The organism is Streptomyces graminofaciens (assembly GCF_030294945.1).
GTDB classification, from domain to species: domain Bacteria; phylum Actinomycetota; class Actinomycetes; order Streptomycetales; family Streptomycetaceae; genus Streptomyces; species Streptomyces graminofaciens.
In genome coordinates this window covers 2,720,065-2,742,255 of record NZ_AP018448.1, presented here as the reverse complement: position 1 = coordinate 2,742,255, position 22,191 = coordinate 2,720,065, and the positions used below count along the sequence as shown (strand labels likewise).

At 69.7% G+C, this 22,191-nt stretch carries 16 protein-coding genes and 2 pseudogenes; 13 read left to right on the top strand and 5 right to left on the bottom strand.

Annotated features, from left to right (window positions below; all coding sequences use genetic code 11):
* Positions 1-52 precede the first annotated feature (52 nt).
* Positions 53-558: pseudogene (locus SGFS_RS12000) on the bottom strand (IS5 family transposase); the annotation flags it as partial.
* A 53-nt stretch (positions 559-611) separates the two neighbouring features.
* Entirely contained in the window at positions 612-995 is a 384-nt protein-coding gene (locus SGFS_RS11995) for a helix-turn-helix domain-containing protein (RefSeq protein ID WP_286249834.1), read from the bottom strand.
* A 247-nt stretch (positions 996-1,242) separates the two neighbouring features.
* Here SGFS_RS11995 and panD point away from each other — a divergent pair, with 247 nt between their 5' ends.
* Both panD and SGFS_RS11985 read left to right on the top strand, forming a co-directional pair.
* Positions 1,243-1,662, top strand: coding sequence for an aspartate 1-decarboxylase (gene panD, locus SGFS_RS11990; RefSeq protein WP_286249833.1), 420 nt, complete (start codon positions 1,243-1,245; stop codon positions 1,660-1,662).
* A gap of 39 nt (positions 1,663-1,701) precedes the next feature.
* Complete coding sequence (locus SGFS_RS11985) at positions 1,702-2,046, top strand: GNAT family N-acetyltransferase (protein ID WP_286249832.1); 345 nt, start codon at positions 1,702-1,704, stop codon at positions 2,044-2,046.
* Positions 2,047-2,534: 488 nt separating this feature from the next.
* Here SGFS_RS11985 and gndA read toward each other — a convergent pair whose 3' ends face one another.
* Positions 2,535-3,974, bottom strand: coding sequence for an NADP-dependent phosphogluconate dehydrogenase (gene gndA / locus SGFS_RS11980; RefSeq protein ID WP_286249831.1), 1,440 nt, complete (start codon positions 3,972-3,974; stop codon positions 2,535-2,537).
* 365 nt (positions 3,975-4,339) lie between these two features.
* Between gndA and SGFS_RS11975 the strand changes: the two genes are divergently transcribed.
* A complete protein-coding gene (locus SGFS_RS11975) occupies positions 4,340-5,467 on the top strand; it encodes a transglycosylase family protein (protein WP_286249830.1) in 1,128 nt (375 codons plus the stop codon).
* 98 nt (positions 5,468-5,565) lie between these two features.
* Here SGFS_RS11975 and SGFS_RS11970 read toward each other — a convergent pair whose 3' ends face one another.
* On the bottom strand, positions 5,566-6,708 hold the full coding sequence (locus tag SGFS_RS11970) for a DMT family transporter (protein ID WP_286249829.1): 1,143 nt from the start codon (positions 6,706-6,708) through the stop codon (positions 5,566-5,568).
* Positions 6,709-6,936: 228 nt separating this feature from the next.
* On the opposite strand from SGFS_RS11970, the gene SGFS_RS11965 reads away from it, so the two are divergent.
* The 5 genes from SGFS_RS11965 (at position 6,937) to SGFS_RS11945 (ending at position 13,464) form a co-directional block, all read left to right on the top strand.
* The gene (locus tag SGFS_RS11965; protein ID WP_286249828.1) at positions 6,937-7,656 is read left to right on the top strand and encodes a (2Fe-2S)-binding protein; all 720 of its coding nucleotides are present in this window, start codon (positions 6,937-6,939) and stop codon (positions 7,654-7,656) included.
* Positions 7,657-7,766: 110 nt separating this feature from the next.
* Positions 7,767-8,927 carry a glycogen synthase gene (gene glgA / locus SGFS_RS11960; protein WP_286249827.1) on the top strand — a complete coding sequence of 387 codons (1,161 nt, stop codon included), beginning with the start codon at positions 7,767-7,769 and terminating at the stop codon, positions 8,925-8,927.
* A 62-nt stretch (positions 8,928-8,989) separates the two neighbouring features.
* Positions 8,990-10,210 (top strand): glucose-1-phosphate adenylyltransferase, encoded by a 1,221-nt coding sequence (gene glgC / locus SGFS_RS11955; RefSeq protein WP_286249826.1) that lies wholly within the window; start codon positions 8,990-8,992, stop codon positions 10,208-10,210.
* Between the two features lie 157 nt (positions 10,211-10,367).
* Positions 10,368-11,714, top strand: a complete 1,347-nt coding sequence (locus SGFS_RS11950) for a wax ester/triacylglycerol synthase family O-acyltransferase (RefSeq protein ID WP_286249825.1) — start codon at positions 10,368-10,370, stop codon at positions 11,712-11,714.
* 247 nt (positions 11,715-11,961) lie between these two features.
* Positions 11,962-13,464: an SDR family NAD(P)-dependent oxidoreductase gene (locus SGFS_RS11945; RefSeq protein WP_286249824.1), complete on the top strand. Its 1,503-nt coding sequence runs from the start codon at positions 11,962-11,964 to the stop codon at positions 13,462-13,464.
* 71 nt (positions 13,465-13,535) lie between these two features.
* Here the strand turns inward: SGFS_RS11945 and SGFS_RS11940 are convergent, their stop codons facing one another.
* Complete coding sequence (locus SGFS_RS11940) at positions 13,536-14,033, bottom strand: hypothetical protein (RefSeq protein ID WP_286249823.1); 498 nt, start codon at positions 14,031-14,033, stop codon at positions 13,536-13,538.
* A 492-nt stretch (positions 14,034-14,525) separates the two neighbouring features.
* Here SGFS_RS11940 and SGFS_RS11935 point away from each other — a divergent pair, with 492 nt between their 5' ends.
* The 5 genes and pseudogenes from SGFS_RS11935 to SGFS_RS11910 all read left to right on the top strand — a co-directional run bounded on the left by SGFS_RS11935 (position 14,526) and on the right by SGFS_RS11910 (position 21,968).
* Positions 14,526-14,702, top strand: coding sequence for a hypothetical protein (locus SGFS_RS11935; protein ID WP_286249822.1), 177 nt, complete (start codon positions 14,526-14,528; stop codon positions 14,700-14,702).
* A gap of 487 nt (positions 14,703-15,189) precedes the next feature.
* Positions 15,190-16,020 (top strand): annotated as a pseudogene (locus SGFS_RS11925) (IS5 family transposase).
* A complete protein-coding gene (locus tag SGFS_RS11920; RefSeq protein WP_286249821.1) occupies positions 16,017-16,439 on the top strand; it encodes a hypothetical protein in 423 nt (140 codons plus the stop codon). The pseudogene SGFS_RS11925 and the gene SGFS_RS11920 overlap by 4 nt, the downstream one beginning before the upstream one ends.
* Before the next feature lie 699 nt (positions 16,440-17,138).
* A complete protein-coding gene (locus tag SGFS_RS11915; protein ID WP_286249820.1) occupies positions 17,139-21,071 on the top strand; it encodes an eCIS core domain-containing protein in 3,933 nt (1,310 codons plus the stop codon).
* 168 nt (positions 21,072-21,239) lie between these two features.
* Complete coding sequence (locus tag SGFS_RS11910; protein WP_286249819.1) at positions 21,240-21,968, top strand: hypothetical protein; 729 nt, start codon at positions 21,240-21,242, stop codon at positions 21,966-21,968.
* The last annotated feature ends 223 nt before the right edge of the window (positions 21,969-22,191 follow it).

The window sequence follows — 22,191 nt, the reverse complement described above, 5'->3', positions numbered from 1 at the left end:
CACTTCCTGTCGTCAGGGGGCGTCAGTTGTCGAGTGGTCCCGCCCAGGACTTGTCCGGTCGATCATGTTCGGAGCCAGATGGTGAGGGATGCGGCGGTTGCGGTGCCGACTCCAGGACAGGCTTGAACTGGGTGCAGTCCGCCTGCTGGCCTGGTGTGACGATCAGGGACAGCGGGCGGCAGCGGCCGTCGGCGCTCAGATGGAGTTTGGTGGTGAACCCGCCGCGCGAGCGGCCCAGGCCCTCACCTCCCGCACGATGGTGGAGTCGACCGAGATGTCCCAGTCGATTTCACCCGCCGCATCGGCGGCGGCCTGGACTTGCCGGAGCAGACGCTCCCACGTCCCGTCGCCCGACCACAGTCGGTGGCGTTCGTAGACGGTCTTCCACGGACCGAACCGTTCGGGCAGGTCACGCCACTGCACGCCGGTCCGCACCCGGTGCAAAATGCCGTCGATCACCTACCGGTGGTCCCGCCACCTGCCACAACGCCTGTTGCTGACCGGCAGGAACGGCCGCAGCCGTTCCCACTCGGCATCACTCAGATCACCCCGCCCCATGTCCACATCAACGACCCGGACACGGAGTGGTCACATGATCGACCGGACAAGTCCTAGTGGATCCTCTGCTGCTCCAACCACTTGAGGACGTCGGTCTTCTTGTAGAGAACCTTGGCATTCCTGCCACGACCCAGCTTGTAACCCTTCAGCCCAAGCTTCGAAGCTCCTCTGTAGACCCAGCTGGTGGACATGCTGAGCAACCTTGCAACCTCGGACGTGTCGATGAGAACAGGCTCCACTCGGCGGCGATCGGCCGGCGGAATGGATCGAAGGGAGACTTCGTCGGCAGCGTTGTGTGGCTTCAAGGTCGGCTTGCTCCTTGACATCGGCCGGAAGTGCAATCGGGACTTCGGCTCGACATTTGTTTCTCGTGGGTTGGGTGGCGCCTTGTTCGACCTGATGTTCGGCTGGTCGAGCCCTGCTGTGGCGATCGTCACGAAGGTCTTCGGGGGTCGTTGCGTACGCTGATCGTGGCCGTTCGTGAGGGACGCCCCCGGGACGTTAGGGCGCCCCTGAGCGCCCCTCCCAGCGCCTGAAGTACCGTCAGAAAAGTCAGCGTTCGGTCAGCATGAGTCCTGAAAAACCCAGCGAAAGCTGCCCGAACGTGCGACTCGTTGCAGAGTGTGGAAACAGCCCTTGACCTGCAAAAACGCAGGCAGGGAGCCTATTTGTGGGAGTGTCCCGATGTTGCGTACCATGTTCAAGTCCAAGATCCACAGAGTCACCGTCACCCAGGCCGACCTGCACTACGTGGGATCGGTGACCATCGACGCGGACCTCCTCGACGCCGCCGATCTGCTGCCCGGCGAACTCGTCCACATCGTCGACATCACCAACGGCTCCCGCCTGGAGACCTACGTCATCGAGGGCGAGCGCGGCTCGGGGGTCATCGGTATCAACGGCGCCGCCGCCCATCTCGTCCACCCCGGCGATCTGGTGATCATCATCAGTTACGCTCAGGTGACCGACGCCGAGGCGCGGGCCCTCAAGCCCCGGGTGGTGCATGTGGACGGGGACAACCGGATCACGGCCCTGGGCGCCGACCCGTCCGAACCGGTGCCGGGCTCGGACCAGCGGCGCAGCCCGCAGGCGATACCGGCCTGACCCCCGGACCCGCTGTTCCGAACCGACCAGGAGCTGCCCATGAGCGACACCGAGATCCGCGACGACCGGGCGGCGGGCCGCCTGGAGGCCCTGGCCGGTGAGGAACTGGCCGGCCACATCGCGTACTTCGTCCTCGAATCGCCCGCGCGAGCCCTGGTCCCCGTGCACACCATCGTCGAGCCCGCGCACGAGGGGAAGGGCGTCGCGGGCTCGCTCGCCCGGGAGCTGTACGCCATCGCCGAGCGCGAGGGCATCGTGGTCGCCCCGCTCTGCCCCTACGTCGTGAAGTGGGCCGAACGCCACCCCGAGGAGGCCCCGGCCGCCGCCCCGGAACTGCTGAGGGCCGCGAAGGACTGGCTCAGGGCCCACCCCGAGGGCTTCTGAGGGCCCTTGCTCCGCTCTGTCGGAGAGGGCCGGTGCGGCCGCCGCCCGGGTGAGTGCGCGTGCGAGTGCCGGGTACCCGTGGGACAAGTCCATGGCCGACGTGACGTACCGACTGGCTGGAGGACCCCATGACCCACCCAGACCCGGACCCCGTGAAACCGGGCCCCACCCCCGGCCCGGGCCCCGACCGCCCGGACCCCTACCCGTCCCCCGAGCCGTTCCCCGACCCGACCCCGTCCCCCACCCCTCCACCACCCCCGTCCCCGATCCCGAAGCCCCCGGGCCCGGAACCCATCCCGGGAGAACCCCAGCCAAGACCACTGGAGTAACCCCGAACACACCAACGGCGGCCGGCGTGGACTCTCTCCACGCCGGCCGCCAGGTCTTTCAGGGGCGCGGGGCACTGCGCGAGAAGCCACGACGCACCCGCAGCCGCCAACGCACCCGCAGTCCCCCCAAAGACCGCCTAGCTCTCGCTCAAAGACCGCCTAGCTCTCGATCTCCGAGCGGTCGCCACCCCACAACGTGTGGAACGACCCGTCCCGGTCGACCCTGCGATACGTGTGCGCCCCGAAGAAGTCCCGCTGTCCCTGCGTAAGCGCCGCAGGCAACCGCTCGGCCCGCAACGCGTCGTAGTACGCCAGCGCCGCCGCGAACCCGGGCGTGGGGACACCCTGGCGCGTGGCCGCGACAAGCACCTCGCGCCAGTCGTCCTGCGCCGCCGCGATCTCCTGGGCGAACCCCTCGTCGGAGAGCAGGCTCGGCAGGTCGGGCCGGGCGTCGTACGCGGCGCGGATCCGGTCCAGGAAGGCCGCGCGGATGATGCAGCCGCCCCGCCAGATCGAGGCGACCTTGCCGAGGTCGATGTCCCAGTCGTACTCGTCGCGGGCCGCGTCGATCTCGTGGAAGCCCTGGACGTACGACACGATCTTGGAGGCGTACAGCGCCTGCTCGACCCGGTCCGCGAAGGCCCCGGCCTCGGCCGCGCTCAGCGGCGTCGCCTTCGGCCCGGCCAGCGAGCGGGAAGCGTCCCGCAGCGACGCGTGGCCGGAGAGCGAGCGCGCGAACACGGCCTCGGCGATGCCGGACACCGGAACGCCCAGGTCCAGCGCGATCTGGACGGTCCAGCGGCCGGTGCCCTTCTGCTCGGCCTGGTCCACCACGACATCCACGAACGGCTTGCCGGTCGCCGCGTCCACGTGCGCCAGCACCTCGGCGGTGATCTCGATCAGGTACGAGTCCAGCCGGCCGGTGTTCCAGGTGCGGAAGATCTCCGCGATCTGCGCGGGGGAGTACCCGGCGACATCGCGCAGCAGCTGGTACGCCTCGCCGATCAGCTGCATGTCGGCGTACTCGATGCCGTTGTGGACCATCTTCACGAAGTGCCCGGCGCCGTCAGGACCGACATGCGTGACACAGGGCGCCCCGTCGGCCGCCTTCGCGGAGATCTTCTCCAGCATCGGGCCGAGGGACTCGTACGACTCGGCCGGGCCGCCCGGCATGATGCTGGGCCCGTTGAGCGCGCCCTCCTCGCCGCCGGAGATGCCCGCGCCGACGAAGTGGATGCCCTGCTCGCGCAGCGCGGCCTCCCGGCGGCGGGTGTCCGCGAAGTGCGCGTTGCCACCGTCGATGATCATGTCACCGGGCTCCAGGAGCGGCGCGAACTCCTCGATCACCGCGTCCGTCGGGCCGCCCGCCTTCACCATGACGACGAGGCGCCGGGGCCGCTCCAGCGCCTGCACGAACTCCTTGGCGGTCTCCGCCGCGATGAAGTCGCCCTCGTGCCCGTGCTCCTCCATCAGCGCGTGGGTCTTCGCCGCGGAGCGGTTGTGCACGGCGACCGTATAGCCGTTGCGCGCGAAGTTACGGGCGAGATTGCTCCCCATGACCGCGAGTCCCGTGACGCCGATCTGGGCTGTTGTGCTCATACGGTTGGCTCCTATGGATGGATCCTGGAAACGGTACTGCCGGTAGGTCCTGATATCGGTGGTGCCGTTCGTGCTTGCCAGTATTGCCCTCCCGGCCATCCTGACGTGCACCGGCCCCGTCCGCACCGCGCGGCCTGCCGGGTTTGAGTACGCAGGAAGGGCCCCACCTGCCTCAATGGGGCGCACAACCCGGTCGTTTGCGCGCCGTCCCCGGTCACTCGCGCGCCGGACAGGGGCACTTACGCGCCGGAGCACGTCGCTAACCCGCCACTCACGTGGCTGGAGCGGCTGATTTTTCGTCTTGTCATGGCCGGTTCGCGGCGCTTACTTTTGCGGCTCATGGCATATGCGAGGGGGGCTTCTCCATGGCCGTACGCGGCCGGCACCGCCGGTATCAGCCGAACAGACTCAACCGCGCCTCACTCACCGTCACCGCCGGCGGCGCCGGGATGGCGCTCCCGCTGATCGGCACCGGGGTCGCGGAGGCCGCCGACGTCGAGACCTGGGACAAGGTCGCGGCCTGTGAGTCCACCAACGACTGGGACATCAACTCCGGCAACGGCTACTACGGCGGCCTGCAGTTCACCCAGTCGACCTGGGAGGCGTACGGCGGCACCGCCTACGCAGCCCGCGCGGACCTGGCCACCAAGGACCAGCAGATCGCGATCGCCGAGAAGGTGCTCGAAGGGCAGGGCCCCGGCGCCTGGCCGGTGTGCTCGGTGCGCGCGGGGCTCACCCGGGGCGGCGACACCCCGGACATCGACCCCAAGGGCGGCGGCTCGACGCGCACGATCAAGGACGTGAAGCCGCAGACCACGCCGCAGTCGCAGGCCGGCAACGTCGAGATGTACACGGTCGTCCGGGGCGACACGCTCTCGGAGATCGCCGACACCCGTGAGGTGCAGGGCGGTTGGCGGAAGCTCTACACGGCCAACAAGAAGACGATCGGCGGCGACCCGAACCTGATCGTGCCGGGGCAGCGGCTGAGTCTGCGCCCTGCGTCGACCGACGACTCCCCGGCGGACAAGGCCGAGGAGCACACGGAGAAGAAGAAGGAGAAGAAGAAAGAGAAGCGGCAGGAGGAGACCGCCTCCTTGGTCGCCCCGGTGAGCGGCTCGCTCGGCACGCCGTACCGCGCCTCCGGTTCCTCCTGGTCGAAGGGCTATCACACGGGTGTCGACTTCCCTGTGCCGACCGGCAGCGCCGTGAAGTCCGTCGCGGCCGGCAAGGTCGTCACGGCGGGTTGGGGCGGCTCCTTCGGCTACCAGGTGGTCATCCGGCACTCCGACGGCCGCTACTCGCAGTACGCCCACCTGTCGGCGATCTCCGTGAAGTCCGGCCAGAGCGTGGGCGTGGGCCAGCGCATCGGCCGCTCCGGCACCACGGGCAACAGCACGGGCCCGCATCTGCACTTCGAGGTGCGGACGGGGCCCGACTTCGGCAGCGACGTCGACCCGATCGCCTATCTGCGGGCGGGCGGGGTCCGGCTCTGAGGCACTGACACACGGCACAGCGACGGGAGGCCCGGTGCGCGGGCCTCCCGTCGGCACGTGACCGTCAGGACACGCGAGTGCTCAGGAGACGTGGATGCTCACGACACGCGGGTGCGATGCCGGTCGGCCATCGGCAGCTCGAGGTAGGAGTCGGGGGAGAACGGCCCGAAGCGGGACGTGACCAGACTCGGCGGAGCGGCGTCGCCCTCGTACGTGTCCCGGGCCGCCGGAGCCGGTATGAGCACAGCCGCGTCCACCCCCGACTCGGCCGGGATCCGAGTCCGCGGTCCCGCGAGGATCTCCTCGACGGTGACCGGGCCCGCTCCGGCCGGCTCGGCCGGTACGTCCACCAGGTCGCCCGCCACCGGTGCGGGCAGTTCGTCCGCCACCGGCTCGTGCCAGTGCCGCACACCGTCGCCGAGTCGCTCCGTCGTCAGCAGGATCAGACCGCCCGCTGCCACGACCCCGCAGCCCAGCGCGAGGGCGGTGCCGGTGGTGCCGTAGCGGAACGTCTCACCGAACATCGTGATGCCCACGGCGGCCGCCACCACCGGGTTCACCACCGTCAGTGTGGCGAGCGGGGCCGCGAGGCCGCCGCTGCGGTACGAGGCCTGCGACAGCATCAGGCCGGCCGAGGCGAAGACACCGATGACCGCCAGCGTCGGCAGGTCGGAGACGGCGATGCCGTCCGTCCAGTCGACGGCGACCGTCTTCGTGAACACCGAGGACATACCGAACGCCACACCGGAGGCGACGGCCAGCAGCATGCTGCGCGCCGCCGGGTGCCGGTGCGCCGCGCGCGCCGCGACCATCAGCGCGGCGACCGCCCCCGCACTGATCACGGCCACCACCACCCGTTGAGCGGTGTCCAGGGACTGCGAGTCGACCGAGCCGACCAGGGCGAGCAGACCCGCGAGGCCCACCGTCGCCATGATCGCGCCCCGCCACGCCGTCGCCCCCGCCCTGCGGCCGACGAACAGGGCCGCCATCGGCAGCGCGAACACGATCGTCAGCGCGCCCAGCGGCTGCACCAGACTCAGCGGCCCGTACGCCAGCGCCACCACGTGCAGCAGACCACCGAGGCCGTTCAGCCCGACCGCCACCCACCAGCCGGGCCGACGCAGCGGCGCGTAGGTCTGACCGGGCGAGGACACCGCCACACGCTCCTGCACGATCGCCCCGCCCGCGTACGCGACCGCGGAGACGAACGACAGCAGAACGGACAACGCGAGGGCGCTCATGAGCGTCTCCTCTGCGACGGACGGGACCCCTGGGCCCGGCGTGGCGAACGGTCGGCTTTCATACTGACCACGATGCCTCGCGAAAGTGTTCGCGTCGTCGTACCTGAGCAGTCATTGAGTCCTACTGCCGATGGAGTACGAAAGGCGCCCACTCATCCCCAAGGTGGGCGACACGGAGTGCACCCCTCCGCTCAACCCGGCCCGTGTGGCCTGGTACTACTCCTCCTCGTGGACCTCGACCCCGACCTCACCGCGCTGCACGCGCTCGGCGGATTCTTCCTCCTACGCACGGGAGAACCGCGCTCTCGCCCGCCGCAGACGCTCGCCCGGGCCTACGTGGCACGGGATGCCGAGGGGGAGAACGATGTTTATGAGAATCCGATAATTTTCCGTGTCCGGAAGGTAGCGGAGAGCGTGCGGGCCCCGGAAGCGCGGGTCGCGGCCTCCATCGCCCACCTCGGTTTCGCGGCCCGGCTCTGGTCGGTCGCGCTCGGCACCGCCGCGCTGTACGGCCACATCCCCGACCTCGACCCGCGCCTCCTGCGCTGGGACCCGGACGCGAGCGCCCCCGACGATCTGTGGCTGACCGAGGTACGGGCCCTGCCCGCCGAGCGGCTCGGCGAGGTCGTACGGGACGGCCACCTCGTACCGCTCGCGGCGGCCCTGCGAGCGCACATCCCCGTCTCGGACCGCCTGCTCCGGGGCAACGCGGCCTCCGCGCTGATGGGCGCCGTAAGACAGCTCGACCACTGGGCGCGCGTCAACCGCCGCCCGGAGGTGGGTGCCCGGGCCCGCGCGCTCGCCGCCGAGATGTTCACGCACCCGGACCTGTCCGACACCCTCGACCCGGCCACACACCGGCGCCGCAGCTGCTGTCTCTACTACCGGCTCCCCGGCGGCGGACTCTGCGGCGACTGCTGCTTCGACCGGCCGCCGGGCCGCCCCTGACGGAGAGCCCGCGCCCGTAGCTCTCACCCCGGCGCGCAATCGCGGTCTTCCCCAACTGCCCCTTGTGGGTGACCATGTGGGAACCAGCCACGTGAGACAGGGGGTTCCGGGTGCGAGTCGGCCTGTTGACCCGGGAGTACCCGCCGGACGTCTACGGTGGCGCGGGGGTCCATGTCGAGTTCCTCGCCCGGGAGTTGAGATCCCTCGTCGAGCTGGACGTGCACTGCTGGGGCGAGGGCGCCGCGGGCGGCGTCGTACGCCACCGGCCCTGGTCCGCCCTCGACACCGCCAACGACGCGCTGCGCACCTTCTCCGTGGACCTCTCCATCGCGGCGGGCCTCGCCGGCCGCGAACTCGTCCACTCGCACACCTGGTACGCCAATCTCGCCGGCCACTTCGGCAAGCTGCTGCACGGCATCCCGCACGTCATGACCGCCCACTCGCTGGAGCCGCTGCGCCCCTGGAAGGCCGAGCAACTGGGCGGCGGGTACGCCCTGTCCAGCTGGGCCGAGCGCACGGCCATCGAGTCCGCCGACGCGGTGATCGCCGTCTCCGGCGCCATGCGCGAGGACATCCTCGGCTGCTACCCGGCCCTGGACCCCGACCGGGTCCGCGTCGTGCACAACGGCATCGACACCTCCCTCTACCGGCCGGACCACGGCACCGACGTCCTCGACCGCGTCGGCCTCGACCCGAGCCGCCCGTACGTCCTGTTCGTCGGCCGCATCACCCGTCAGAAGGGCGTGCCCCATCTGCTGCGCGCGGTCCGGGACATCGACCCGGCCGCGCAGGTGGTGCTGTGCGCCGGCGCGCCCGACACCCCGGAGATAGACCAGGAGTTCCGCGACCTCTTCGAGGAGCTGAGCCGCGCACGCGAGGGCCTGTTCTGGATCCCGCAGATGCTGCCGCGCCCGGACGTCATCCAGCTCCTCACGCACGCCGCCGTGTTCGTCTGCCCGTCGGTGTACGAGCCGTTGGGCATCGTCAACCTGGAGGCCATGGCCTGCGGTACGGCCGTGGTGGCGTCGCGGGTCGGCGGGATCCCGGAGGTCGTCGAGGACGGTGTGACGGGGCTGCTGGTCTCGGTCGACGAAGGCGAGGGGGCCTTCGAGGCGCGGCTGGCGAACGCCCTGGACTCGGTGCTCGCCGACCCTGACACCGCCGTGCGCATGGGCGAGGCGGGCCGGCAGCGGGCGGTGCGCGAGTTCGGCTGGGACGCGGTGGCCCGGCGCACGGTCCAGCTGTACGAGGAAGTCCTCAAGCAGGGGTAGGCGGCACACGGGGGCAGGCAGAGAACGGCGTTTGGCACAACCGGGCGTAGAGGGGCGGCGGTATGCGGCGCGGTGGACCTTCGGTGCTGGGAATCGTACTGGCGGGCGGCGAGGGCAAGAGGCTGATGCCCCTCACCGCCGACCGGGCGAAACCAGCGGTGACCTTCGGCGGGACATACCGCCTGGTGGACTTCGTACTCTCGAATCTCGTCAACGCGGACATCCTGCGCATCTGCGTGCTCACGCAGTACAAGTCGCACTCGCTCGACCGGCACATCACCACGACCTGGCGGATGTCGAGCCTGCTCGGCAACTACGTCACGCCGGTCCCGGCCCAGCAGCGGCTCGGCCCGCGCTGGTACCTGGGCAGCGCGGACGCCCTCCTGCAGTCACTGAACCTGGTCCACGACGAGCAGCCCGACTATGTGGCGGTCTTCGGCGCCGACCACGTGTACCGCATGGACCCGAGGCAGATGCTCAACCAGCACGTCGAGGGCGGCGCGGGCGTGACGGTGGCGGGGATACGCATACCGCGCACGGAGTCCTCCTCCTTCGGCGTGATCACCCCGGGCTCGGACGGCCAGACCGTCGAACGGTTCCTGGAGAAGCCGGCCGACCCGCCGGGCCTCGCCGACGACCCGGAATCCGTGTTCGCGTCCATGGGAAACTACATTTTCACCACGAAGACGCTGGTGGAGGCGCTCCAGCGGGACGCCGAGGACGAGACCTCCGTGCACGACATGGGCGGCTCGATCCTGCCCCAGCTCACCGACCGGGGCGAGGCGCAGCTGTACGACTTCAGCGCCAACCACGTGCCCGGCGAGACCACCCGCGACCAGGGGTACTGGCGGGACGTGGGCACCCTCGACGCGTACTACGAGGCCCATATGGACCTCATCGCCGAGCGCCCCAAGTTCAACCTCTTCAACCGCAGCTGGCCCATCTACACCCACTCGGGTCAGCTCTCCCCGGCCCGTTTCAACGCGGGCGGCATGGCCAGCGAGTCGATCATCAGTGCTGGGTGCCTCATTCGGGGGCAGGTCACGCGGTCCGTGCTGTCGCCCGGAGTGGTGGTCGACCCCGGGGCGGTCGTCCAGGGCTCGGTGCTCCACGACAATGTCCACATCGGCCGGGGCGCGGTGGTGCGCGGCGCGGTCCTGGACAAGAACGTGCAGGTCCCGCCGGGTGCCACGATCGGAGTCAACCCGGAACGCGACGGGGAGCTGTACACCGTCTCCAAGGGCGGAGTGATCGGCCTGGGGAAGGGTCAGCAGGTGTCGTAGACACCCTTCCGGATCACATATGCACCATGAGTCCCGCCTCTCTCCGCGAGGCGGGACTTAATCTGTTGTTAACTGTGGGTAGCTTGATCGTACTTGACCGTAATCGGGCACCGGCGATTGACTGCAGGCTCACCCGTCGTCGACGCGAGGCAAGCACTTGACTTCTGACCGGCTCGCACCTTTGGACCTGGCGTTCTGGAACATCGAGTCCGCCGAGCATCCGATGCACCTGGGCGCCCTCGGTGTCTTCGAGGCGAACTCACCCACCGCGGGCGCCCACGCTGCCGACCTGCTCGCCGCCCGCGCCGCCGCCGTGCCCGGCCTGCGGATGCGGATCCGCGACATCTGGCTCCCGGGCGGAGGGCTGCCGCTGGCGTTCGGCGGCGCGACGCGGGAACCGGTCTCCGACTTCGAGCCCTTCGACCATGTACGGCTGCACGCGCCGAGCGCCGACTTCCACGAGGCGGCCGGGCGGCTGATGGAACGCCCGCTGGAGCGCGGCCGACCGCCGTGGGAGGCACATGTCCTGCCGAGCGAGGACGGCGCGACCTTCGCCGTCCTCTTCAAGTTCCACCACGCGCTGGCCGACGGACTGCGGGCGCTGACCCTCGCCGCCGGAGTCATGGACCCCATGGACCTCCCCCAGCCCCGGCCGCGCCCCGCGGAGCCGCCGCGCAGCCTCCTGCCCGACGTACGCAGCCTTCCCGACCTCGTCCGCGACACGCTCTCCGACCTGGGCCGGGCCCTCGACATCGGTGCCTCCGTCGCCCGCACCACGCTCGGCGCGACCCTGGCCGCGCGCTCCTCGGCCGCACTGAGGTCCGAGCCCAGCGGCACCCGGCGGATCGCGGGGGTGAACGTGGATCTCGACGAGGTGCACAAGGTCCGCAAGACCGTCGGCGGCACCGTGAACGACGTTCTCATCGCCGTCGTCGCGGGTGCGCTGCGCCGCTGGCTCGACGAGCGCGGCGACGGCAGCGACGGGGTCGTGCCGCGCGCCCTGATCCCCGTCTCCAAACGCCGCCCACGCACCGCGCACCCCCAGGGCAACCGGCTCTCCGGCTACCTCGTGAACCTGCCCGTCGACGACCCGGACCCGCTCGGCCGACTCCGTACGGTCCGCACCGCCATGGACCGCAACAAGGACGCCGGACCGAACCGGGGCGCGGGTGCGGTGGCCCTGCTCGCCGACCACGTCCCGGCCCTCGGCCACCGCCTCGGCGGGCCGCTGGTCAGCCAGGCCGCGCGCCTCTGGTTCGACATCCTCGTCACCAGCGTGCCGCTGCCGAGCCTCGGCCTGAAACTGGGCGGCTGCCCCCTCGCCGAGGTCTACCCCCTCGCACCCCTGGCCCACGGCCAGTCCCTCGCGATCGCCGTATCGACGTATCGCGGCCGCGTGCACTACGGCCTGGTGGCCGACGCGAAGGCGGTACCGGACCTGGAGGCGCTGGCGAAGGCGGTGGCGCGGGAGGTGGAGATCCTGCGGGAGGCATGCGACGGCTGACGCCCTTGGGGTGCGTGGGCGCGTGCAGGTATGCCGTGGTTGCTCGAGCAGTTCTCCATGCCCCTTCAGGGGTACGCAGAACTGCTCGACAAGCCCCCACCGGCCCGCAGCCGACATGCATGCCCGGGGTCTCGGTGGCGCGGCCCCCAACTCGTTTTTGGTCCCCAGCCCCACCGCTCCGTAGAATCCCCCGTTCGAAAGCAGGCGCGGTCCGAGCGCCGCGGGTGATCAGGGAAACGGCAGCGCGATGACGGTGACAGAAGACGGCTCGGCGATCAACGACGAAGTCGCGTACGGCCCCGGCATCGACCCCGAGCGACTCGCCGTCTGCCTCGGCGTGCTCGAGGAACTCGACAAGCTGGAGGTCGACCACCCCGACGCGATCGCGGTCCGCCGTGCCACCGCCGGCGTCTACCGCACGGTCAAGCAGCGCCGCCGTCAGGAACGCCGCGCCGCCAAGACCGCCCACGACAAGGCGGTCACCGAGGCCACCGCCACCGGCTCCGCCCAGCGCATCGACGACGAGACCGAGGGCATCCTCCCGTCGTCGGTCACCGAGCAGGGCCAGATCGCGGGGATACTCCAGCGCCCGCGCTCCTGCTACACCTGCAAGACCCGGTACGTGGAAGTCGACTACTTCTACCACCAGCTCTGTCCCGACTGCGCCCGCCTGAACCGGGCCAAGCGCGACGCCCGCGCCGACCTCACCGGCAAGCGCGCCCTGCTCACCGGCGGCCGCGCCAAGATCGGCATGTACATCGCGCTGCGGCTGCTGCGTGACGGCGCGCACACGACGATCACCACACGCTTCCCCAAGGACGCCATCCGCCGCTTCAAGGCCATGGACGACTCGGCCGACTGGATGCACCGCCTGGAGGTCGTCGGCATCGACCTGCGCGACCCGGCGCAGGCCGTCGCCCTCGCCGACCAGCTCGCCGAGGCGGGCCCCCTCGACATCCTGATCAACAACGCCACGCAGACCGTACGTCGGCTGCCCTCCGCCTACGCCGCCCTGGTCGACGGCGAGAACGCCCCTCTGCCCGCCGGTGAGCTGCCCGCCCACCACGTCATCGGCGCCTTCAACTCCGGCGCGGTGGACGGCTTGGCCGGGACGGCCGCGCTGCCCGTCGGCACCAGCGGCCTCGACGCCCAGAAGGTCGCCGACCTCGCCCTGGTCGCGGGCAACGCCAGCGTCGCCCGGCACCTCGACGGCACCGCCATCGACGCGGGCGGCCTCGTCCCCGACGTCGTCGACTCGAACACCTGGGTGCAGACCATCGAGCAGATCTCCCCGGTGGAGCTGCTGGAGACCCAGCTGTGCAACTACACGGCACCGTTCATCCTGATCAGCAAGCTCCGCCCGGCCATGGCCGACGCGGCCGGGAAGGCGACGAGCGGGCGCGCGTACGTCGTGAACGTCTCCGCGATGGAGGGCGTCTTCGGCCGCGGCTACAAGGGCGCGGGCCACCCGAACACGAACGCCGCCAAGGCCGCGATGAACATGGTCACGCGGACCAGCGCCCAGGAGATGTTCCAGACCGACGGCATCCTCATGACCTCCGTCGACACCGGCTGGATCACCGACGAGCGCCCGCACTACGACAAGCTGCGCCTCGCCGAGGAGGGCTTCCACGCCCCGCTCGACCTGGTCGACGGCGCGGCCCGCGTCTACGACCCGGTCGTGCGCGGCGAGGCCGGCGAGGACGTGTACGGCGTCTTCCTGAAGGACTACGTGCCCGGCAAGTGGTGAGACGGGTCCACGGGCCGGGCAGGCGGTACCAGGGGCCGTAGGAGGCCACCCATCCGGCGCGGGGCGAAGGGTCAGGCGCCCGGCGGGTGGGACGACGCGTGTGAGGGCGACGGCCGGGCCGCCACCAGCTCCAGCACCGTGCGCCAGTCCTCCAGGACCCCGGCGTCCACCCCGGCGGTCCGGCTCGCCTCCTTGGCCTGCCGCAGCGTCAGCACGTCCTCGACGATCCCGGCGTCCGCCCAGCCGCCCGCGTGCAGCCGTACGAGGTCGTCCGGGCCCAGGGCGTGCAGCCGTACGAGGCGGGCGACCCGTTCGCCGAGCAGCGGCCGTACCGCGTCGGCGGCCAGCTCCCCGTGGCCGGTGTCGTCACCCGGACCGAGCAATGCCCCGATGGCGTGTACCAGGCCCGCCACCTGGAGTTCCTTGTCGGCGGGCCGCCCCCGGCGCAGCAGCGCGGCGGTCTGTAGCGCGTGCTCGTGGGGATCCGCGCGTTCACCCGGACGGCCGTCCGGGCCGCCCCGGCAGCCGTGCAGCAGGTCCATCAGCTCTTCGACGCTACGCAGCTCCATGCCGCCGCTCCTCCCGAGTCCGCCCGTGAGAAATGCCGTTGCGGGCCTCACCAGATCATGGTCGGCTTGCGGCTCGGCCAACAGGACCTGAACTGCGTGTCCAAGGCATCCGTCCGACGGCTCGGTCTGCCGACGCGGAGCGAGCGCTGCGCCGAACGGGTGGTAACAAAAGGGTCTCAAAGGGTCAAATCCCCACGCTGCAGAGCGTTGTGGGTGAGGAACGACTCAAGACAGTTACCTCTTGTTTTCAGCCCCATCGAGCGGGCGCCCGCTCATTTGGTTACTCTGTACCGGACGGACAGCCTTAAATGGGTTCCACCCACACCCACGGTCCGTCCCGGGACACGCCGGTCACCCGGCCTGCTCTCATCCGAGAAAACCGGCGCCACCGCGTCCGAACTGACATCGACTCAGACCCGAGCGGACGTCAGGCGCTCAGCGGCAGGCTGGGGTCGTACGTCCCGAGGGTGACCGACACATAAGGAGTGCGCGGTGACACCAGAGAAGACGAATCGCGATCAGGGCCCCGAGGAACGTACGGAGCGCGCGGGCCGTGGGCCCAAGAAGGAGCTCGGCAGCCTGGACGTGTGGGCCAGGTCCGCCCCCATCCGTCTGGCGGGCTACGAGGACGACCTCGCCGAGCCCCACATCCTGCCCAGCGTGGACTGACGGGAGCCGTCGGATCCCACCGGTAACCATCGGCTCCCACCGGGGGCCACCGGCACCGGCCGGGCAGGAAAGTCGTGATCGTCGTCTGCATGGGCGTGCCGGACTCGGCGCCCATGCGGATCAGAGAAGTCACCGCGGGGACTGGCAGCGGATCTGGCCGTTCCGGCACCGCGTCGTCGCCGCCAGAGAGAGCTACGGCTGGGACCGGGACACCTCAGAGGAGGCCGCCCGCGCCCCGCGCCCTGTGAATGGCCCTGGTCGAACGGGTGTACGTCGCGAGGGCGAGACGGGGGCCGACGCCGAGACCAACCCCGCTGTACGCCACCGTCGGCGGCGGGGCCGCCGAGGCGGTCGGCGCTCGCCCGGTTTCGATGCCGAGGCCTAAGAGGGCGATATGTGAGTTGACAGGTGATTTGTCGTCACCTGAACGTGTGGGACTGCGGCATCCCTGCCGGTCGGAGGGCTCGGGCGTGCTGGGCTGAGGACCGTGAGCGAGTGCAAGCCGTGCAAGACCGACCTGTCCGACGTGCAGTGGGCGCTGATCGAGCCGGTGATTGTCGCGTGGAAGGCCGCACACCGTTCGGTCAGCGGCCACCAGGGCCGGTACGAGATGCGGGATCGTCAACGCGCTCCTCTACCAGGGCTGCACCGGCTGCCAGTGGGACCTGCTTCCGCACGACCTGCCGCCGCGCGGCGCGGTGATGTACTACTTCGCCAAGTGGCGCGACGACGGCACCGACCAGACCATCCACGACCTGCTGCGCTGGCAGGTGCGGGAGAAGGCGCGGCGGAAAGCGGACCCGAGCCTGGTGGTGCTCGACACCCAGAGCGTGCACGCGGCGGCCGGGGTGCCCGCGGAGTCGACGGGGTGTGACGCGGCAAAAAAAGTACCGGGCCGCAAGCGCAGCCTGGCCGTTGACGTGTTGGGCCTGGTGATCGCGGTGGTGGTGCTCGCCGCGTCCGTGCACGACAACGCCGCCGGCATCGGGCTGCTGGACAAGGTCGCCGCCGACACCGACACCGTGCAGAAGGCCCTGGTCGACCAGGGCTTCAAGAACGCCGTCGTCGCGCACGGGGTGCAGGTCGGCATCGAGGTGGAGATCGTCGAGCGCAACCCGGCGCAGACCGGGTTCGCGCCGATCCCCAAGCGGTGGATCGTGGAGCGCGCCTAGGGGGGGGCTTGATGCTGCACCGCAGGCTGGTGCGCGACTACGAGCACCTGCCGCGCAGTTCGGACTCGAGGGTGTACTGGGCGATGACCGCAGTGATACTGCGCCGGCTGACCGGGGCCACCGCTGCGGCCTGGCGCAGCACATGACCGGCGGGGAGCTGACCCTCGGGGCGGTGCTGGCCCGGCTGGAGGAGCGGGAACGCGAGATCGCCGCGCAGGCCGAGACGACGGGAGAGCAGATCGAGCAGCTGACCGCACGGCTGGACGAGCTCGGCAGGGCCGCTGAGGAGATCCGGATCACCCGCAAGACACTGCTGGAACTGCCCGATCCGCAGCCACCCGCGCCGCCGGCGCCGAAGCTGCCCGACCATCCGGCCTACCAGCAGATCCTGGCAGTATTCACCGCGGCCGACGCTCCACTGCGGGCGCGGCAGGTGTGCGAGGCGATGGACCTGGAGGTCGCGCCCAACAACATCAACAACACCCGCCTCAAACTCAAACGGCTGACCGAGCGCGGAATCCTGGTCGAGACCGAGCAGGGCTTGTTCACCCAGCCACGGCCATAGCCGCCCGGCAACCCCGCGGTCAGCCCGCTTGCCCCCTCCCGAAAGACAGAAACGGACATCAACCCACGTACCGCCCTGTGACAGAGCGGCCCTGAAGTGAAGGGCCCGAGCGCGGAGTACAGGACGTGCGGGCGGCAGGCTTGCGAGGACGTACCGGCCGATGGCGCCGACGCGAACCCCGTACCGGGCCGAGCGCCGAGAGGCAGGCGCCGTCCGGGCGGCGGGTCAGGACGGGCATTCGGCGGCCGTTCTTGATCCGGACCACGACCTCCGGCCTCCGGAAGCTTCCCGCGCAGAACTTCCGGCAGTCCGTCCCGTTCTTCTTCCTGGTGTCCCCGTCCGCCTCGATGTTCTGCTGTACACCGTCAAGCAGCCGCGTCCACAGAACGGAGCTGATCCGCGACACCGGTCACCGCGGGCCTACTCGACATCTCGCCACTCGTTGTGGCTTTCCGGCTGCGCCCTGGTGCTTCGTCCAAGCAGCACCGCGCACGTACCGCTCCTTCAGCGTGGTCGGGGTCCGGTGATCACAGCCGTAGTGCCGGACCGACCCAAGGCAGCGCACGGGCGCCCGCGCGTGGATTCTCATGCCGGCCTTTGTATACGCGGGAACCACCGCCCGGCCCGCACATGGTCCGGCCACGGCCGAGTGCCCCGCTCCGTCAGCACGTTCGAAGGCATTCATCTATGGGAAGTTCGATGACCAAACGAACCACGGACACGCTTCATGCCACGACGGACAGCGTGCAGAGCCCGCCCCCGGAGCTCCTGCGCCGCCTGGAGCACGGCCTGCGGGCCGACCTGTCCGCCATGCGCATCCATACCGGGCCGGCCGCCGACCGCCTCGCCCGCAGCCTGGGCGCCGAGGCATTCGCCAGCGGATCACACGTGTTCTTCCGGCGAGGCGCCTATCGACCGCACTCCCCGTCCGGGTTCCGGCTGCTGGCCCACGAAGCCGCCCACCTCGTCCAGCAGGCCCGCGGTGAGGTCGGCGGAACCAGACGCGGAAGGTGGACCGTCAGCGTGCCCGGCGACCCCTGGGAGCAGGAGGCCGACGGCTGGGCCGACGCGGTGGTGCAGGGGCGGACGCGCAAGGGAGCCCCGGTGGTCGTGCCGCCGGGCTGCTCCACGGCGGTCCAGCGGCACGTCTCCTTCGAACACCGCATCCTCGGCGACGCCCCGACCGAGAACCTCGTCGCGATCACCACCAATGCGGGCAACCGCGACGACATCCTCGACGCCCAGATCAAGCTGCAGGACCTGTGGCGCAAGGACCCCGAGTCGGTGACGGCGAAGGACATCGGCGACCTGAAACTGGGGATCGAGACACTCCGTATCGGGCCCGGCGCCGGGCTGCTGGTCACGTACGGCGAGCTCAACGCGCTGCCCGACTACCTCGCCGACGCCGGCGCGTTCGGCACCGTGCCCAAGGAGACCCTCCTCGGGATCCTCCAGTGCATCCGCCAGGAAGGGTTCAACCACCTCACCGGCATCAGGAAGGGAAGCGCCCCGCCCAACGACGCGTTCGCGTACGCCGCCTCGGCGCCGTGGAAGCTCGGCCTGGTGAACGACATCGTCGAGACGCGCGCGCTCGACGCATGGACCTCCGGTATGGGCTTTGTCGGGGAGAACCACTACCAGGGGCTGCTGGCCCGCAACGCCTGCCACTTCGCGCCCTACTCCTGGTACCGCTGGCAGTCGTTCCACCTGGTCGCGAGGAACCTGGCCCAACGCTCGTTCCTGAACAACCAGGACCCCGAACTGGCCCGGCAGGCGCGGATGTACAACGGCTACGCCGACCACTTCCTACAGGACTCGTTCGCCGCGGGCCACCTGATCAACAAGACCCTCATCATGCAGTGGTTCATCGAGTGGGCGGCCGGGAAGAACCTGCTGCCGATCGCCGACTGGGACCGGATCAAGGACATGACCGAGAAGCAGCAGCCCGGTCTGGCGGGTCTCGACGACCTCTACGAACCGGCGTACAACGGGCCGTCGAACGACCCGCAGACGTCCCAGGAGGCGGCCACTCTCGTCCGCCGTATCCTGGGCAGCGGCCTCGTCGCGGACAAGAAACTCGGCCTCGGTGGCACGTACCAGAACTATCTGACGTTCCTCACCGGCGCGGCGGCCCAGCTCGGTTCGAGCATGCTGCACGACTACTACAACTCCACGTCGGTCTACGTGAGTTCGACGGACCATCCGGATCCCTATGCCGTCTGGGGCGACGTCACCCTCCTGACCGGCAAGAACGGCTCGGCCGGCGTCGAGGCCACCAGCACGGCGGCCCAGCAGTCGCAGCAGGCCCTGCGCGAGATCCTCTCCAAAGGGGAGACCGGCATCACGGTCCAGTCCATCCGTGACAGGTTCCCGACCCGGGCGGGAGACAAGCCGGAAGCCATGCAGGATCTGAAGTCCTGGAACACGGGCCAGAAGGAATCCTGCTTCGGTCTGTTCAGCAAATCCATTCCCGCCCTCAAGGAACTGCTGGTAGGACTTGCCAGCCCCCGGCTCGGGGTCGTCTCGCGGGACCAGAACTTCGCCAGCGTCTGGAACCGGCGCCTCCCCAATGCCAGCACGTCGTTTCCCGCGGTTCAGATCGTCGTCGCCGGCGGAAAGGCGTTCACCGGCTCGAACGGCTACGTCTACCAGATCGACCCGACCTCCGGAAAGATCCTGCACAGCCTGCTGGTGACCGACAAGATCGGGGTGGGTGACTACACCACCAGACTGGCCACCGACGGCACCAACCTCTACGCCGGCGTGCACGGCTACATCTACGCGATCAGCATCGGCGGCGATTGGAAGCAACCGCTGTGGGGCACCCCTGTCGGCGGACTGCTGGGCACGAACGCGGTCGACGTCATGGTCGCCGGCGGCAAGCTGTTCGCCGGCTCGGACGGCTACGTCGACCAGATCCACCCGACCTCCGGGAAGATCCTGCACAGCCTGCTGGTGAGCGACAAGGTCGGAGTGGGTGACTACACCACCAGACTGGCCACCGACGGCGCCAACCTCTACGCCGGCGTGCACAGCTACGTCTACGCGATCAGCATCGGCGGCAATTGGAAGCAACCGCTGTGGAACTCCAACGTCGGCGGACTGCTGGGCACGAGCGCGGTCGAGGTCATGGTCGCCGACGGCAAGCTGTTCGCCGGCTCGAACGGCTACGTCTACCAGGTCGACCCGACCTCCGGAAAGATCCTGCACAGCCTGCTGGTGAGCGACCAGGTCGGAGTGGGTGACTACACCACCAGACTGGCCACCGACGGCGCCAACCTCTACGCCGGCGTGCACGGATACGTCTACGCGATCAGCATCGGCGGCGATTGGAAGCAACCGCTGTGGAACTCCGGCGTCGGTGGCGTCCAAGCCTTCAAGTCGGTGAGTGTGAGCGTTGACGCAGGAAGGGTGTTCGCGGGCTCCAACGGCTACGCCTACGAATTCGACCCGGGTTCCGGCAAGGTCCTGAACAGTCTGCTCCTGACTCTTCCCGCCAATACGGGCGGCGACTACAGCACCGAGATTGTCGCCGACGGCTCGCTGTACGCGGGTGTCCACGGCTTTGCCTCCAAGCTGCTGGTGAACAACTCGCAACCGGACGGCATCCTGTACCACAACTGGCAGGACATACAGGGGTCCGGGCACGGGTGGGAGGCGAACTTCAACGGAGCTCCGTCCGAGGTGCAGTCGGTCACCGCAGCCGTAGGCCCCAACGCCAACCTCGAGGTCTTCGCCGTGGGGGACGGCGGCACCCTGTACCACAACTATCTGGACCCGCAGGGATCCTGGCACGGGTGGGAGGCGAACTTCAACGGAGCTCCGTCCGGAGTGCAGTCGGTCACCGCAGCCCAAGGCGCCAACGCCAACCTCGAGGTCTTCGCCGTGGGGGACGGCGGCACCCTGTACCACAACTATCTGGACCCGCAGGGATCCTGGCACGGGTGGGAGGCGAACTACGACGGAGCTCCGCCCGGAGTGCAGTCGGTCACCGCAGCCATAGGCCCCAGCTCCCACCTCGAGGTCTTCGCCGTGGGGGACGGCGGCACCCTCTACCACAACTGGCAGGACAGGAACGGCGACTGGCACGGGTGGGAGGCGAACTACGACGGAGCTCCGCCCGGAGTGCAGTCGGTCACCGCAGCCACAGGCCCCAACGGCCACCTCGAGGTCTTCGCCGTGGGGGACGGCGGCACCCTCTACCACAACTGGCAGGACAGGAACGGTGACTGGCACGGGTGGGAGGCGAACTACGACGGAGCTCCGCCCGGAGTGCAGTCGGTCACCGCAGCCATGGGCTTCGCCAACCTCGAGGTCTTCGCCGTGGGGGACGGCGGCACCCTCTACCACAACTGGCAGGACGGGAACGGCGACTGGCACGGGTGGGAGGCGAACTTCAACGGAGCTCCGTCCGGAGTGCAGTTGGTCACCGCAGCCCAAGGCCCCCACGGCAACATCGAGGTCTTCGCCGTCGCAGACGGCGGCACCCTGTACCGCAGCTATCTGGACACGCAGGGATCCTGGCACGGGTGGGAGGCGAACTACGACGGAGCTCCGTCCGGAGTGCAGTCGGTCACCGCGGCCATGGGCGGCAACTCCCACCTCGAGGTCTTCATCACAGCGACGCCATGAGCATCGGTGGCGGCGACAGCCCGCCCTCGCCACCGCCGCCACCGGTGTCCGCAATTCCACGGCTGTGATCCGCTCCATCCTCCAGCCGGTCGGCCGTACCGGATGTCCGCGCAGGCCTGCCGCCGGCGCGGGCGCCGACAACAGAAACCGCCATACAAGGAGACAGACATGAAGAAGCCGGATGACCGGTCCGCACTGAGTCGCAGGCAGATGCTCAGCAGGGCTGCCGCGGTCGGTGGCGCGGCCACGATCGTGTTGAGTACCGGAGTGACCTCCGCGCCCGGTGCTTCAGCGGCCACTGGGAACGACGTCGGCGAAGCCCTGGGAATCACCGCCGCCTACACCCTCCCCAGCAGTGAGCACGGGTACATCAGGGGCGGGGAGGTGCACCACACCGACTGGGCCGCCGGTACCAACCGGAAGATCGCGGTTCAGTTCCCGACCCTTCCGAAGGGTTTCGCGCACGGCGTGGATGCCGCCTACGTCCTGCCCAACGGCGTCCACGGGTTCATCAAGGGCGGGGAGGTGCACCACACCGACTGGGCCGCCGGCGCCATCCGGAAGATCGCGGTTCAGTTCCCGACCCTTCCGAAGGGTTTCGCGCACGGCGTGGATGCCGCCTACGTCCTGCCCAACGGCGTCCACGGGTTCATCAAGGGCGGCGAAGTGCATCACACCGACTGGGCCGCCGGTACCACCCGGAAGCTCGCCGATCGGTTCCCCACCCTCCCCACTCACTTCGCGGGCGGCATCAGCGCTGCCTACGTCCGCCCCGACTGGGCGTACGTGTTCATCAAGGGCGGCGAAGTCCACCGCACCGATCTGGGAAAGAAGGTGATCAGGAAGATCGCGGACGAGCTCCCCGAACTCCCCGAACCCTGGAAGTCGGAAGGCTGAGGTTGTGCGGTCGGCTCGGGATGCGGTGACGACGTTTGCGTCGTTCCGTTTCCCCGAGCCGCCGACCCGAACCGGACGTGCCTGTCTCCACACGTCCGGCGCTCCCCAACCGGCTGCCGGGGATGCCGTGATTCCTGCGGATCCAGATCGCGACACGGTGCCACGTGTGGCGGTCAACCGAGTAAGCCGGCCCCGCCCGGCGGGCCTTGACCGCTTCCCCCCG